The organism is Mesorhizobium sp. P2_E9 (assembly GCF_056403815.1).
Map to the genome: position 1 here is coordinate 25,924 of NZ_JBFUET010000012.1, position 14,990 is coordinate 40,913.

The following is a 14,990-nucleotide window of genomic DNA, read 5'->3' on the forward strand; positions in this document are numbered from 1 at the left end:
GCTTTCACTTATGCGGTCCCCGATCAGCGGTCTTACTTACCCACGGCGTCCTTGACCGATTGCGGCGCCTCACGGTGCATGGACTGATACCAGCCCTTCACAAGGTTACCCTTCGTGAGAGTGAGAGCGGGCACCACAACGAAAGGCGGTACATCCTTGCCGAGCAGCGCGTACCCGGATGCCGTTGCCATCGCGCGACCGATCTCGTAGGCCTCATCCACAGTAATGGACGCCACGTTGCCATCTTTTGCCATGTCGAGTCCGATCACTTCGGTCACGTCGAGCGTGGATATCTTTACGTGATCGTTCCTGGCGGCACGGAGTGCCGCCAGCGCCCCTTCGGCCGGTTCACCCCATGTTGTGTAGATACCGTCCAGGTCCGGGTGCTGCAGCAGCATTGCGTCGGCGATCTCCTGGACGCGCGCCGGATCCGAGAAGCCCTGCTGGGCGACAATCTTGATGTCTGGATAGCTGTTGGCGATCGTCTCGCGGAAAGCCTGGTCGCGCTGGTTCGTCACATAGAAGTCGGCATCGTAGTAGATCATGCCGACCTTGCCTTTCGACCCGATCGCCTTGGCCAGTCCATCGGCGGTCTGCTTGCCCATCTCGTATATGTCGTCCGTAACGATTGTGACGTAGTCTTTGCCCTGTTTCCAGCCAGCCGGCGGGTTCGAAAGAATAACGAACCTGGCACCTTGGTCGAGTGCGGAGCGAAACGCATTTCCGGCCGAGACCGGATCGACGGGAATGGTCAGGATCACGTTCGGATTCTGCGCCATGACGGTGTCCAGATTGTTCTTCTGCCTGGCGGCATCAAAGCCAGCTTCGGTGGTTGCCACCACCTGAATTCCGAGGCGGTCAAATTCGTCCTTCGCGCCGGCCGTTACCGCATTGGTGAATTCCTGCGCCATATGCCAGACAAGCGCCGCCTTGAAGTGCCCACCCTTGAGCTTTGCGACTTCTGCGTCGCTGAGTTTGAGTTCGCTGGATGCCGTCGCAGGTTCGCCCTTGGGCCCAACAGTCTTCGACTGTGACCAGGCCACACCCGGCACTGCCGCAAGGGACGCCACTAGCGCGCCCAGAAATGCATAACGCTGTAGTTTCATGATGCTTCTCCCATTTATGTTTCTCGGTTCAGACGGCACTTTTGTCAGCTTGCCGGTAGTGGGAGGCTGACAGCCACAGTGCCGTCTCTGATAGTTGTCGAGCGGGAGGACGCTCCTCCAGACCGTGGCAAGCCTGGATATTGCCAGGTGCAGAGCCCGCGCTCTACGCTTGTCGACAGGCAAAGGTGCTCGACACGACCGGTCTCACTTGACCAGGACGTCCCTGATCGACTGCGGTGCCTCGCGATGCATGGACTGGTACCAGCCCTTGACCAGATTATCTTTGGTGAGAGTCACGGCGGGCACAACCATGTACGGAGGAACGCCCTTGCCCAGCAGTGCGTAACCGGCCGCAGCTCCCAGTGCCCGCCCGATCTCATAGGCTTCGTCCACGGTGATCGAAACAACATTGCCGCCCTTAGCCATGTCTAGTCCGATGACCTCGTTGACGTCGAGCGTCGAGATCTTCACATGATCGTTTTTGGCCGCGCGGAGAGCGGCCAGTGCGCCTTCGGCCGGTTCGCCCCAGCTGGTATAGATACCATCGAGGTCCGGGTGCTGGAGCATCATCGCGTCTGCGATCTCCTGGACCCTCCGGGGATCCGCAAAGCCCTGCTCGGCGACGATCCTGATCCCGGGATAGCTCCCGGCGATCGTGTCCTTGAAGGCTTTGTCGCGCATGTTTGTTACAAAAAAATCGGCGTCGTAGTAGATCATGCCGACCTTGCCTTTGGACCCGATCGCCTTGGCTAGCGCATCGGCTGTCTGCTTTCCCATCTCGTAATTGTTGTCAGTAACGACAGTGACGTAGTCCTTGCCTTGCTCCCAGCCGGCAGGTGCATTGTCGACGATGACGAATTTGGCGCCCTGCCCGAGGGCGGGTCGAAATGCTTCGCCGGCCGAGACCGGATCGACCGGAAGGGTCAGGATCACGTCCGGATTGCGCACCATGACGGTTTCAAGGTCATTCTTCTGTTTGGCGGCGTCGAAGCCGGCCTCCGTGATGGCCAGCACCTTGATCCCGAGACGGTCGAGTTCATCCTGGGCGCCTGCTGTCACGGCACTCGTGTATTCCTGCGCCATGTGCCAGACCATGGCGGCCGTGTAGTGGCCTTCTTTTAGCTTCGCGACCTCCTCATCGGTGAGCTGGAGTTCGCTGGAAGGCGTCGCGGCCTCGCCCTTGGGTCCGACGGCTTTGGATTGCCCCCAGGCGCCGACCGGCATGACGACAGACGCCACCAGGGCACCCAGGAATGCATGACGCAACAGTGTCATGAGATGTTCTCCTCCCGTTTTCGTTCTCTGTTTCAGCCGCACTTTCAGTTGCAGTAGCCGGCAAGGAACGCTGATAGCGCCACGATGCCGTCGCGGTATTCGTCGAGCGAAACGCGCTCCTCCACCCCGTGACAGATCTGGATATCGCCAGGCGCGAAATAGGCGCTCGGGATGCCGATGTCCGCGAGGAACGGTGCCTCCGACCAGAACGGCCCGCCAAGGATGCGCCCGCGGTCGGGACGCACGGTGCGCACCGCTTCGGCGAGCTGGACCACCGCCGGATGTGCGGGGTCGCCATCCAGAGGGGTTCCACCAAATGGGTGGTTGCGGCCAGCCGGGTATCCGAACGCCACGCGAATATCGGGATGCAGGTCAGCGGCCATGACCGCCGCCTCGATTTCCTCGCGGGCGGTATCGAGCGACTCCCCCGGACGCAGCTTGCGCAGGAGGCTGAGCCTGCACTCGCCCGGAACCGCGATATAGCCACCGCCTTCGATGGAGGTGACCAGGATGAAAGCCCGGCCGACCAGATCATGGTTTCCGGCCGCGGCCAGGCGATCGGAAAGCCGCCAGAGTTCCGTCAGGACGGCGTTGGCGGCCTTCAGTGCATCGACGCCCTTCTCGGGCAGGCCTACATAGGACGTACGTCCCGTGACGGTGATATCGACAATCATGAAGCCCATATGGGCGGGATAGACGTCAAGCGTTGTCGGCTCGACATAGATGGCGAAGTCGGGGCGTGCGACCTCTCCTGTCCTCATGGCGTCGACCAGCGCCTTCATGCCCCCGCTGACGCCGCTGCCCGGCTCGCCGCTCTCCTCGTCGCCGACGAAAGCCAGCGTCACGTCGCCCTTCAGGCTGGTTCCTGCAGCGTTGAGCGTGGCCAGCGCGGAGATGCCTGTGCACAGGCCGGCCTTCAGATCGGACGCGCCGCGGCCCCACACCTCGCCGTCGACAATTGCCCCGCTGAACGGACTCTCGCGTTCGTCGCCCGCCCAGCGTTCCGACCACCCTCTCACATGCACCGTATCGGTGTGACCGATGATCATCACCTTCCGACCGCCGCCTGCGCCTCGAAGAGTGCCCCAGAGATTGGGCCGGCCGGGCAAGAAATCCCGGGTGGTGATGTCGTCCAGACCCAGCCTTTCAAATTCCGACCGGAAGAACGGGATGATGTTTGCTTCGTTGCCGGTGACCGTCTGGATGCCGATCGCCTTTTGGAGCCGCCCGATGGCGGCTGGCAGGTCGAGCACATTGTGAAAGGCCGGCAGACTGGCGGGGGGCTGGGAAGTCAAACCCGTCTCTCCTCTTCAAGCATGCCATGATGCTATCTGAGCGGATTTCGCTTTGTCAATCACAATTTTGATCGAAACTGATCGACCTGCGATCCAGCAGAAATGCCATTGCAGCCTAGGTTTGCGGGCAAGCGCTGAGGGATTGAGCCGCTCGACCGAAAATCAACCAGCTGAATCGCTCATAAAAGATCAAAACTGTGATTGACTGTGCTCGGGCTCGTGGGTTATGCCAGTCCGAAGCTAACCTGACAGGCGAGAAACTCTTCATGAAGGACGACCGTCTCAGCACGATCCGGCACTTCCTGTATGTGAACGGCCCATCGAGCATCCAGGACCTGGTCACCGCAACGGGCGCTTCGCTGGCGACCCTGCGACGCGATCTCGGGGTGCTCGAAGAAGAGGGTGTTATCGACCGCGTTCATGGCGGTGCACGGCTCGCGGAGGGATCCAACATCGAGGTGGGCTTCGGCGAGCGCGAGAACGAGAACATCGAGGCCAAGCGCGCCATCGCGGATGCCGCATACCGCATGCTCAAGCCGCATTCCACGGTGTTCCTCGACGCCGGGACGACCGTGCTTCAGCTGGCACGAAGGCTGCGGATCGAACCTCTGCCCCTGACGGTGTTCACCAACGGGCTGGCCATCGCCTATGCACTGCTCAACACACCCAAAGTCCAGGTCACCGTTCTTGGCGGCCAGCTTCGCAATGAGAACGCTTCGATCGTCGGTCCGCTTGCGGAATCAATGCTCGACCGACTGTGGTTCGACCAGCTTTTTCTTGGCGCTGGCGCGATCAATGGCGACAACGCGATTTACAGCGTCGACCTGTCGGAGGCCACGATCAATGCCCGCATGCTGTCGCGCGCGGCCCAGCGGCTGGTTCTTGCCGACCACAGCAAGTTCGCACGGGCGGCAACTTACCTTGTCGCGCCGATCTCGGCCACAACGCACGTCGTCACCGATGCGGGCATCGCCCCCGAGTGGCGCGAGCGGATAAGGAATGTCGGCGTCAGCCTCACCGTCAGCGGTGGCGTTGCTGCAGAGGAGACGCCCGCCTGATGGAAGCGCTGGTCCTTGGGCTCGATGGCGGCGGAACCAAAACCCACCTGGTCGTCACCCGGCAGGATGGCCGCATCGTACTCGGCGTCGCCGGTGCGGGTGTCAATCCGATGGACAATCCGCAATGGCGCCGGGACCTCGAAAACCTCCTGCGTCACGCCGTTCCGATGTTTTCCTCGATCCGTTTCGCCGTGCTGGGCCTGCCCGGCTATGCGGAGGTCGAGAGCGTCAGCAGGACGGCCGACGACGTGGTGGACCAGTTGCTGCCGGTTCCACACAGAAACGAAAACGATGTCCGCGTGGCGCTCGACGGCGCCTTCCTGGGCGGGCCCGGCACACTGGTCCTCGCCGGCACTGGCGCAATGGCCATGGCCAGGGGAGGCGACGGACGCATCACCAGGGTCGGCGGCTGGGGCGAGACCTTCAGCGACGAGGGTGGCGCCTACTGGATCGGGCACCAGGCCATGCGGCAGGCCAGCCGGGCACTGGACGGCCGGCTCGACGCTCCGGCCTTCGCTGCCGCTCTCCTGGCCGAGATCGGAGCGGAGGGCAAGGATGGGCCTGAAGCCCTGATGGGGTGGTTCCTGTCGCTGAAGCACGCGCGCTCCGGGATCGCCGCCCTCGCCCGCCTTGTCGACCGTCTTGCCGATACGGGCGACGCTACCGCGGTGGCGATCATGACGGCAGCAGCCGCGGAACTGACCAGTCATCTCGAAACAGCACAGCGGCTCTCCGGTCAGCCAGGGCAGACCTGGAGCGCGGCAGGAAGCGTGTTCCAGAGCCGCACCATTGTGGATCTGATGAGCCACATCAACAGTCCGTACCGGCCTGCGGCACTGGTGCCCGTCGGGGGTGCCGTCTGGAGCGCCCTGCAAACCGCGGGCATCGAACCCGGCGCGTCCTTTGTCGAAACCTTCACCTCAGAACTTGCACGTGTCTTTGCCCCCTCCATGGCCGATCCGGCCGGAAGCAGCACGGCAGCCCGTGTGTCGAACACTCTCCCATGAAAGGCATTTCAATGAATGCGACCGAGAAATCCATATTTGAGCAGTTCCCTTATTGGGATACCCTGGGAGATGCGATCGTCGCGCCTGACCCCGGCAAGACCCATATCGTTCTGGGCTGCGGCTCCTCCTACAACCTCGCTCTCTCGACCGCCGTCCTGCTCAACGAGCGCGGCACCCCGGCGATCGCGGTACCCGGAAACGAATGGTTTCGCCGGCCGCAGTCGTACTGTGCCGATCGCTCCAATGCCGTCGTCATAGCGATCTCCCGGAGTGGCGAATCCTCCGAGCTGGTGCGCGCGGTGCAGGCCAGCCGGTCAATGGGACTTGAAGCGATCGGCATCACCTGCAGCGACCGGAGCTCGCTGGCCAGGCATTCGGACCATCTGATCGCTTCGCCTACTCACCCTGACGAGGGGATCGTGATGACCGCCTCGGCGAGCCTCATGCTCCTGATGGCGCTGAAGTTTGCCGGCTACAGGATTGGTCCCGAGGTCACAACCGCTGCCCGTGACATGCTGGAGAACCTCGCCGGCAGCGACCTTCGGGCACTGTCGTCGCGCTCGCATTTCGTCTTTCTCGGCGGCGGCGCTCTTTACGGGATGGCGGCCGAAGGCGGCCTCAAGCTGCAGGAGATGGCCTGCACCTTCACGCAGGCCTATCACCCGCTCGAATATCGTCACGGCCCGGTGAGTCTGGTCGACGAGCGCTCTGCCATCATCATTCTCTATCACCCCGATACGCGCGAAGAAGAGGAACAGCTTGCCGACGAGTTGCGGGCCAAGGGCGGTTTCGTCATCGGCTTCGGTGGCAGGGGCGATCTCTGCCTGCCGGCAGAAGCCGTCAAAGAGGCGTTGGGGCTCGTCTATCTGCCCGCACTGCAGCTTCTTGGCGAACGGGTCGCGCAGATGCAGGGGCAGGACACGTCGGCACCGCGTCATCTGGCCAAGGTGGTCGTGCTCGCCTAGCCCAAACTGACCATCCTTTTTTGTGAGACGGCACCATGTCCGAACATCCCCTGATAAGGCTTGTCGACGACGTCGCAGCCGGCAACCGCCGCGCGGTGACCTCGGTCTGCTCGGCTAACCCCCTGGTGATCGAGGCGACCCTGCTTGAAGGCCTGGAGCGGGGCGGGCCCGTCCTGATCGAGGCCACCTGCAATCAGGTCAACCAAGACGGCGGCTATACGGGAATGACCCCCGCCAGCTTTCGATCCTTCGTCGAGGCTATTGCTGGCAAAACCGGATTCCCGCTCGAACGTCTGCTGCTCGGCGGCGACCATCTCGGGCCTAATCCGTGGAAAATGCTGACGGCGGAAGCCGCCATGGCGCGCGCCGAAGAGATGATAGCGGCCTATGCACGCGCCGGGTTCAGCAAGCTTCACCTCGACGCCAGCATGGAATGCGCTGACGATGGAGGCCCGCCTCTGGCCGAAGAAGTCATCGCTGCGCGGGCTGCCCGGCTGGCTTCGGTCGCCGAATCTGTCACAGGCGAACGCGACCTGCCGGCGCCGGTCTACGTGATCGGAACGGAAGTGCCGATCCCCGGTGGGGCGCTTGAGGCACTCGATACGATTGCGGTCACCAGACCGGAAGATGCCGTGCGCACGGTCGATATTCACCGCTCGGCTTTCGAGGCTGCAGGGATTGCGCACGCCTTCTCCCGCTGCATCGGCCTCGTAGTCCAGCCGGGTGTCGAATTTGGCAACGAGAATGTCGTAGTCTACGATCCGCGCAAGGCCGCGGCCCTGACGAAGGCGCTCGAAAAGCTGCCGGGTTTCGTCTTCGAAGCGCACTCGACCGACTACCAGCCTTGTGAGGCTCTCGGTGCGCTGGTCCGCGACGGCTTCGGCATCCTGAAAGTCGGCCCCGGTCTCACCTTCGCATTGCGCGAAACATTCTATGGACTTGACGCAATCGCCGCTGAACTCGGCCTGCTTACGCCAGAGGAACGTCTGCGCGGGGTCATGGAAGAACTCATGCTGGCAAAACCTGCGGATTGGGAGACGCACTACCACGGAACACCGCAACAACAGCGGGTCCAGCGTCATTTCAGCTACAGTGACCGGATCCGTTACTACTGGCCTGATCCTCGGGCCAAAGCGGCGATTGGCCGCCTGCTGTCAATACTGGAAGGCCGAAAGATTCCGGAAACGCTGATCAGCCAGTATCTGGGGGCTATCTATCCAGGGGTGGTCACAGGGTGCGTAGAGCCCGACGTCCGATCGCTGCTACTTGCGGGGATCCAGCATGCCTTACGGCCATACAGCCGCGCAGGCTAGATACCTGGGGCGTGTTCCGTCCTGTGCCCGACGGGACGGCCATGGGCCGCAGCGCTTCGGCTGGCCGCTTCAAAGGGACAGTGGGGCAGCGCACCCTGCCTATTGCAAGAGGACGCGCTGAACCATGTCGATCGGGCGCAAAGGTAAAGGTTCCATGCCCGTCGCCGGCGGCGGCATGCAGATCATATGGCGGCAGCGTCTTGAGCAGACCTACCACTTCCTGGAGCAGGTTCGTTGTACGCGCACGGTTCGCGAGCTTTGTGCGTCAATTCTGGGTTACACCGCCCACTTTGGGGCGACCGGAATGCTTGCCGGAGTTATTCCCCCACCGGGAGCAATGCGCCGTGAGCAGGTGTCCCACGTAATTCTGGACGCATGGCCCAAGGAGTGGTCGCTTCGTTATTTTTCGCAGGGCTATCTGCATCGTGATCCGACAATTGGACTTGTAAGGCGTGCAAGCGAACCCTTCGTCTGGAGGGATATTGCCGAGCATTGCAGACTGTCAGCTTCGGCCCGCCACGTGATGCAGGAAGCAGCGGAGTTTCGGCTGAGGGACGGTATGACACTGGCGTTCTCGACGCTGGAGCGCCGTCAGATCGGTTTTTCAATTGCTGGCGAAAGACTTGAACTGGACCCTTCCCAACGCGGTGCACTGGGGCTCGTTGCAGCGTATGCACTCGGACATGCAATTGAAATCCGCGAAGGGCCGGTCCCGCGCCAGCCCGTCAGGCTTTCCCCTCGACAGCACGATGTTCTGCGATGGGCGGCAGAAGGTCTGACTGTCGACGAGATTGCAGACCGGCTGGGCGTCAGCAGCCACACGGCCGACACTCACCTTCGCGCCGTTCGTGAAAAACTCGGAGTAACAAGCACCGTACGCGCGGTGGCCGATGCGTTCAGGATCGGCCTGATCGCCTAGTTCCTCACGCAATCACGTGATGCCGCATGACGGATCCGGCAGACAGATTCGGACGACTTCAATCGCTGGAGGACGTCCGATGCTTCATCTCATTACCGCGCAGACCGCCGATCTCAGCCAAAGCGAACTAGATAGCGCTTTCCGACTTCGGCACAGGGTATTCGTGGAAGATAAAGGCTGGGCCGACCTTCGAAGCGAAGATGGCCGCGAAAGCGACCGTTTCGATGACGAGCATGCGGTTCACATGCTTTACATCGAAGAGGGTCAGGTAATCGGCTATCAGCGCATGCTGCCCACGACACGGCCGCACCTGCTTTCGGATGTGCTGCCCGAGCTTTGCGAAGGCGAATTCCCTGTGGGACCGAATATCTGGGAATGGACGCGCTATTGTGTCGAGCCGAGGCACCGCGAGCGTGGCCGCATGCTGAGCCCCGTCGCGAATGCGCTTCTTTCCGGAATTGTCGAATGGGGTCTCGGCACGGGGGTTGATACGATCGTCGTCGAGATGAATCCCCTATGGCTGTTGCGCCTTGTCCAGCTGCATTTTCGGGTCACACCCCTCGGCTTGCCAAAGATGATCGGCGGCGAGGAAACGGTAGCCGTGACTGCCAGCTTCGATGAGCGGACGCTCGCCAGATTGCTCGAGATGCGGAAGGCGACGGGTCGGCCGGCCGGCGCGACCGACAGCTGAGCCGAAAAAGCACGATGACCAGCGGGGGCCTTGACGGTTCCCGCTCGCAGGCAGCATTCCAGCAAGGCAAAATGATGCGGCGACGCGTCCAGCTCATCACCCTTGAGTGCGCACTTGTGGTCGCCGAGGAGGGAAGCTTCCTCGGCGCTTCGCGGCGCATGGGAATTCATCATTCTGCCCTGAGCCGGCGAATCCGCGACCTCGAGGACCTGCTTGGAACGGTTCTGTTCGACCGCCATGCAGGTGGCGTTCGAACGACCCTGGCTGGCGCAGGACTTGTCCGAAACCTTCGCCGCATCCTGAATGAGCTCGACCGGACACTTGCGATGGTCAAGGCGACCAAGGGCGGAGAAGCAGACAAGCTCCCGATCGGCGTCGAAGTGCCCCTGCCCGCAACAGAGGTTCTGGATGCAGTCTCTGACGTCATTCGAAGCCGGCCGGATGTCACACTTCGCCTGGTGAGAACGAAGTCCCGACTACGTTGACCCGGGATCTCGCTGCGCGCGGCTGAAGGCACGGTCCGTCGCCATGAACCGGGCCAGCATCGGAGCGACCAGTTTTGCCGGATCGGCGACCGTCTGTCCCGTCTCGCGGCCGAGCACTTTAGCGTAGGCGACGAGATCGCGATGAACGGCGGCGGGAAGTTCGACCGTGATCTTGACTGGCCGATCATCCGGAATTGCAGACAGCTTCAGCTTCGTCACGACGGGTCCCTTCCGTACGGCGCCAGCACAAGGTCCCGACTGACGATCACGCGAACCGGAAATCCAGGGCGTATCGTCAGCGTTGGCTGGACATCGAGCTGGCGGCCGACAATCTGCTGACCAACATTGCTCATCGAATTCTGTGTGCTCTCGCGGATCGCTTTGGCGATGTCGCTCTCGTTGTCGCTGGAACCGAGGCTGCTGCCAACGCCCAACAACGTCGAAAGCGCAGCGGCGCGAAACAGCTGTCCCCAATGATGATCGACCTCGTCCTCCAGTCCGGAGAAGCCCTGGGAGTCTGCCCCCTGCTGGCGCTCGAGCACGATGGATGTGCCGTCAGGCATGATGAGTCGATTCCAGACCAGCAGCACACGAGACTGGCCGAAGGCGACCTGGCTGTCGTACTGGCCGATGAGCTTCGCGCCCTGCGGTATCAGGAGGCAAGATCCTGTCGGACTGTCGTAGACATTCTCGGTGACCTGAGCGGTGATCTGTCCGGGCAGGTCGGAACGGATCCCGGTGATGAGAGCAGCCGGAATGACCGTGCCGGCCTGCACGACATAGGGCGAGGCCTTTTCGGCCAGCCGATCGGGACTGACGGTGCGGCGATCCGGTTCGGCACTGACGAAGGCGAGCTTGTGGTCCCCGGCCGACGGAAGCCCGGACGGCGAAGTCAGGCCGGACGTAGAGCCCGACGCGCTCTCTCCTGCGACGACACCCTCTCGGCCCGCATCTGTCCGCGCACTGGTACCGGTAAAGAGCTTGGCGATGCGCGCAGCCTCGATCTCGGCGAGGCGGCGCTGTTCTTCCGGATCAACGCGGGGGGAGCTGATCCCGGGCGCAATGACAGGCCTGCCCTGCTCCTGCGCACGCAGGATCGGCCGGCCGAGATCGCCAGGCAGCGGGGGCCCGAGTTTTGGAACGTCGGCGTAATCCTTCGGCAGCGTCTGCAACCCATCGGCGGTCGAGCGGTTTTCAGTGGTGAAGAGCTCGGACGGTTGCTCGTTGCCATGCCGCCTGGTGTCGAGCGCCCACACCAGCGCGCCGAGGACGGCGACACCAGCGACCCCGCCAAGACCGGCCAGCACCTTGCGCGAAAGGCGCGTCACCCTGACAGGTTCCGGGCGCAAACGCAGTTCAGCGCGGATGTCCCGGCTCGAGCCGCTCATGGCGCCACTCATCGGAACAGTCCCGCGCTACGCTGCGGCCGGGTCCCGTCGGTGCGCACGATGCGGACGCGCCTCTCGCTCGTCCTGTCGCCGAGCCTCAGTTCGGCCGCAGCAAACAGCCGGTCGACGACATAATAGTTCTGCCGGGCGCGGTAGTTGACCAGCTCGGAGCCCCCCGATGGGCCGATGACGAACAACGGCGGCATCTCTCCCTGGCCAATGCCCGACGGGAACTCGATATAGACCTTTGCGCCGTCGTCGAACGCACGCAGCGGCTTCCAGGGTGCCGCATCACCCTCGATGCGATAGCGGAAGTTGAGCTTCTGGATGTCGACGCCGGCAGCGACCGGCTGCGCTGCGGAAGCCTGTGCGTTCTGGCGCCGCAGCGCGACCAGCTGGTCCTGCGGATACTGCCAGGAGACCGACGCCATGTAGGTCTTTTCGGTCGACCGCAGCTCCAGATGATAGGTGCGGCGGTCGCTGTTGATGACAAGGTTGGTCTGAAGGTCAGGCCGTGTCGGCTTGACGAGGATGTGGACCTGAAGGTGATCCCCTGCCCCGCTCTGCGTGTCGCCGATGATCCAGCGCACGGTGTCGCCGGCAGCAACCGGTCCGGAGCCGACGAGCTGTTCGCCCGGCTGCAGCGCTACGTCAGTGACCTGACCAGGCGCGGCATAGATCTGATAGAGCGCGCCTTCGCTCCAGGGATAGAGCTGGATCGCGTTGATAAAGCCGTCGCGGACCGGCTGCATTCGCGCAGCTTCATTCGCCTGGCTTATCCGCTGTCTGGGATCGGAGGGCTCGGTTTTGGCTCTGCCGGTCTCGACCGGTTTCAGCTGACCCGGGAGCGGAAGCGGTTTTGGCAGTTCCACCACTTTTACCGGATCAGGCGGATCGGCCTTCTGAACCGCGGGGACCATATCGTCATACCGGATTTCCGGCGGAATGTATTTTTTCGAGGCGCAGCCGGCGAGCGCCGCCGCCGACAGCAATGCCACCCCAAGCACGCGTACCTCTATGATGCCGCGGGCAGTCTGTCTCGTTGCTTTGGGCGTTCTAGGCGCAGACATCATGAAAGCTCCTTCGACCAGTTGATGGCATTGACGTAGACGCCGAGCGGATTGGCTCTCAGCCGGTCGGCGTCGCGGGGCTGCTGAATGACGATGGTGAGAATGGCGGTCCAGCGCTCGGTACTGGCCAGGCTGCCGTTTTCGTAACGGCGCTCGATCCAGGCGACACGGAATGAGTCCGGCGAGGCGCGGATGACGCTGGAGACCTCGACCGCGATTTGGATTTTGCCGACCCTGGCAAAAGGGTCGTTCAGCCGGGCGTAGTCGTTGAGGGAGACGGCGCCGCGATCGGTCGTGTAGTCGTAGGCGCGCAGCCAGTTCTGGCGCACGATGACCGGATCGTCCGGGATGCTTCTCACCTCTTCGATGAAGCGGGCGAGATGCCATGCGATCTGCGGATCTGTCGGCCTGTAACCGGCCACAGCGGAGGCGACAGCCTGCGCTTCGCCGAGCCTGTCAACTTGAACCACCCAGGGAACCACGAAGCCACGCGTCGACTGCCAGACCAGGGCGGATGCGAGACCGCCTGCCAGCAGGAGGGAACCGAAAGCCATCAGCCGCCAGTTCTTCGCCTGCACGCGGGCCGAGCCGATGCGCTCGTCCCAGACCTGCGCGGCACGCTGGTAGGGCGTCTCGGGCTGCGGCGTCGTCCCGTAACGAACGGAAGGTCGTCTGAAGAGGTTCATCGGCGTTCGTCCTGACTGAGGGAAACGTTCATCGAGCCACCACCGTGATCACCGGAGCGGACGGAATGCGCGGCCATGCTGGCGCCATGGCTCATGGTCTGGCCGCGCTTCATGCGGTTTGCCCATTCCGGGGGAGATCCCGCATCGGCCTCACCGCCTGAAGCACGCGCTGCGGCAGCCACTCCCGATGGCTGCTCTCCACCGGTCGCACTCCATGCGGCCGAGCGGCCAGCCTGTTGACTGGAAGACAGGGCCGAAGCCGCGCGCGACATTGCCCGGCTGACCGGCTGGGCAGCAGCGCCAGCGCCGGCCCTGGCGATACCAGCAATGCCGGCGGCGACAGAGCCTGCGCCGCTCTGTCCGGATGTTGCAGCGGCGAGGCCGAAAGCAGTCGAGCTACTGCCGGCAAGATGCGCGCCGCCACGCGCAGCGGCCGCCGACATGCGCCCACCTGCACTGAGCGCACTTGCGCTGCCGCTCAATCCGGCGCGGGCGCCCATGGCACCAGCAGCACCAAGGCCGGCGGCAGCGAGGCTGGTGCCCACAGCAGCGCCGGCGCCGAGTTGCGGAGCGCCGGAAACCAGGCCGGTCGCGATGCCCGGACCGAAGATCGACAGCCCCATCAACGACAAGGCCCCAAGGACAAGCGACAGCGCATCCGTGATCGTCGGTTGTTCAGCGCCAAAACCTTGGGTGAACTCGCCGAAGAGACCCGAGCCGATGCCGACGATGACGGCGAGCACGAGAATCTTCACGCCCGAAGCAACAATGTTGCCGAGCACTTTTTCCGCAAGGAATGCGGTCCGATTGAACAGCGCGAAGGGGATCAGCACGAAGCCGGCAAGAGTTGTCAGCTTGAACTCGATCAGCGTGACGAATATCTGCACGGCGAGGATGAAGAAGGCGATCAACACGATCGCCCAGGCGATCATCAGCACCGCGATCTGGACAAAATTCTCGAAGAAGGAGACGTAGCCCATCAACTGGCTGGCGGCTTCAAGGATCGGATTGCCGGCGTCGATGCCGACCTGCGCGACACGGCCTGGCTGCAGGAGTGCGGAACCCGAGAGTGTGGATCCCCCCGCCTTCAAGCCAAGTCCGGAAAAACTCTCGAAGACGATGCCGGCGAGACGATTGAAGTTGCCGATGATGAAGGCGAAGAAGCCGATGTAGAGCGTCTTCTTCACCAGCCGGTGCAGTACCTCCTCGTCCGCGCCCCAGGCCCAGAACAGCCCGGCGATCGTGATATCTACGACGATCAGCGTGGAGGTGAGGAACGCGACTTCCCCACCGAGCAGGCCAAAGCCTGAATCGATGTAATGAGTGAAGGTTTCCAGGAAGCGGTCGATGACGCCAGTATCGTTCATGGAGCCACCGTGTTCGGGCGGCGTTGGTCTTCTGCGCCCGGGGGCGCCGACGGCTGAAGGGGCAGGAGCCGGCTCTGGTCCTTGTCGACTGACGGAACTGCATACGGTGTTGCGGGCTGTGCCGGCCGAAAGAATCGCCGGCGGTTTTCCGCCCAGGCTTTCCTGCAGGCTTCGTCGGCGATCGCGGCCATGCCGATGTTCCGGCATCGCGCAAGTTCGACTCGTGCCGGCTCGCCGCCCGGATATGCGGAGCGCGGGGAGGACGCGTCCTGCGAGCCGTCGCCGCGCAACGCCATGAAGGCGGCGGTCATGGCGGCGCCAAGGGCAAGAACGGCTGTCATCCGGGCGGCGATCTTGAGTTCCAT

Annotated in this window: 16 protein-coding genes; 7 read left to right on the plus strand and 9 right to left on the minus strand. The window is 63.0% G+C overall.

Annotated features, from left to right (window positions below):
- Positions 1-32 precede the first annotated feature (32 nt).
- The 3 genes from AC1D05_RS21685 to AC1D05_RS21695 all read right to left on the minus strand — a co-directional run bounded on the left by AC1D05_RS21685 (position 33) and on the right by AC1D05_RS21695 (position 3,676).
- Positions 33-1,106, minus strand: coding sequence for a substrate-binding domain-containing protein (locus AC1D05_RS21685; RefSeq protein ID WP_477443817.1), 1,074 nt, complete (start codon positions 1,104-1,106; stop codon positions 33-35).
- Between the two features lie 204 nt (positions 1,107-1,310).
- Complete coding sequence (locus AC1D05_RS21690) at positions 1,311-2,381, minus strand: substrate-binding domain-containing protein (protein ID WP_477443818.1); 1,071 nt, start codon at positions 2,379-2,381, stop codon at positions 1,311-1,313.
- Positions 2,382-2,425: 44 nt separating this feature from the next.
- Positions 2,426-3,676, minus strand: coding sequence for a M20 family metallopeptidase (locus AC1D05_RS21695; RefSeq protein ID WP_477443819.1), 1,251 nt, complete (start codon positions 3,674-3,676; stop codon positions 2,426-2,428).
- Positions 3,677-3,942: 266 nt separating this feature from the next.
- On the opposite strand from AC1D05_RS21695, the gene AC1D05_RS21700 reads away from it, so the two are divergent.
- The 7 genes from AC1D05_RS21700 (at position 3,943) to AC1D05_RS21730 (ending at position 10,114) form a co-directional block, all read left to right on the plus strand.
- Positions 3,943-4,734 (plus strand): DeoR/GlpR family DNA-binding transcription regulator, encoded by a 792-nt coding sequence (locus tag AC1D05_RS21700; protein ID WP_477443820.1) that lies wholly within the window; start codon positions 3,943-3,945, stop codon positions 4,732-4,734.
- On the plus strand, positions 4,734-5,741 hold the full coding sequence (locus tag AC1D05_RS21705; protein WP_477443821.1) for an N-acetylglucosamine kinase: 1,008 nt from the start codon (positions 4,734-4,736) through the stop codon (positions 5,739-5,741). Before AC1D05_RS21700 ends, AC1D05_RS21705 begins: the two co-directional genes overlap by 1 nt.
- Positions 5,742-5,752: 11 nt before the next feature.
- The gene (locus AC1D05_RS21710; protein WP_477443822.1) at positions 5,753-6,706 is read left to right on the plus strand and encodes an SIS domain-containing protein; all 954 of its coding nucleotides are present in this window, start codon (positions 5,753-5,755) and stop codon (positions 6,704-6,706) included.
- 35 nt (positions 6,707-6,741) lie between these two features.
- Positions 6,742-8,019: a D-tagatose-bisphosphate aldolase, class II, non-catalytic subunit gene (locus AC1D05_RS21715; RefSeq protein ID WP_477443823.1), complete on the plus strand. Its 1,278-nt coding sequence runs from the start codon at positions 6,742-6,744 to the stop codon at positions 8,017-8,019.
- Positions 8,020-8,143: 124 nt separating this feature from the next.
- Entirely contained in the window at positions 8,144-8,938 is a 795-nt protein-coding gene (locus AC1D05_RS21720) for a helix-turn-helix transcriptional regulator (RefSeq protein ID WP_477443824.1), read from the plus strand.
- 79 nt (positions 8,939-9,017) lie between these two features.
- The gene (locus AC1D05_RS21725; RefSeq protein WP_477444007.1) at positions 9,018-9,629 is read left to right on the plus strand and encodes an acyl-homoserine-lactone synthase; all 612 of its coding nucleotides are present in this window, start codon (positions 9,018-9,020) and stop codon (positions 9,627-9,629) included.
- A 14-nt stretch (positions 9,630-9,643) separates the two neighbouring features.
- Complete coding sequence (locus AC1D05_RS21730; protein WP_477443825.1) at positions 9,644-10,114, plus strand: LysR family transcriptional regulator; 471 nt, start codon at positions 9,644-9,646, stop codon at positions 10,112-10,114.
- On the opposite strand, the gene AC1D05_RS21735 is transcribed toward AC1D05_RS21730, so the two are convergent.
- The 6 genes from AC1D05_RS21735 to trbK-alt are packed head-to-tail and all read right to left on the minus strand — an operon-like array spanning position 10,106 to position 14,990.
- On the minus strand, positions 10,106-10,333 hold the full coding sequence (locus AC1D05_RS21735; protein WP_477443826.1) for a DUF2274 domain-containing protein: 228 nt from the start codon (positions 10,331-10,333) through the stop codon (positions 10,106-10,108). The two genes, AC1D05_RS21730 and AC1D05_RS21735, sit on opposite strands and share 9 nt — an antisense overlap.
- Positions 10,330-11,502 (minus strand): TraB/TrbI/VirB10 family type IV secretion system protein, encoded by a 1,173-nt coding sequence (locus tag AC1D05_RS21740; RefSeq protein WP_477443827.1) that lies wholly within the window; start codon positions 11,500-11,502, stop codon positions 10,330-10,332. The genes AC1D05_RS21735 and AC1D05_RS21740 overlap by 4 nt, the downstream gene beginning before the upstream one ends.
- An 8-nt stretch (positions 11,503-11,510) precedes the next feature.
- The gene (gene trbG / locus AC1D05_RS21745) at positions 11,511-12,575 is read right to left on the minus strand and encodes a P-type conjugative transfer protein TrbG (protein ID WP_477443828.1); all 1,065 of its coding nucleotides are present in this window, start codon (positions 12,573-12,575) and stop codon (positions 11,511-11,513) included.
- Positions 12,572-13,258 (minus strand): conjugal transfer protein TrbF, encoded by a 687-nt coding sequence (trbF, locus tag AC1D05_RS21750; RefSeq protein WP_477443829.1) that lies wholly within the window; start codon positions 13,256-13,258, stop codon positions 12,572-12,574. The genes trbG and trbF overlap by 4 nt, the downstream gene beginning before the upstream one ends.
- Entirely contained in the window at positions 13,255-14,625 is a 1,371-nt protein-coding gene (trbL, locus tag AC1D05_RS21755) for a P-type conjugative transfer protein TrbL (protein ID WP_477443830.1), read from the minus strand. The genes trbF and trbL overlap by 4 nt, the downstream gene beginning before the upstream one ends.
- A complete protein-coding gene (gene trbK-alt / locus AC1D05_RS21760) occupies positions 14,622-14,990 on the minus strand; it encodes a putative entry exclusion protein TrbK-alt (protein WP_477443831.1) in 369 nt (122 codons plus the stop codon). Before trbK-alt ends, trbL begins: the two co-directional genes overlap by 4 nt.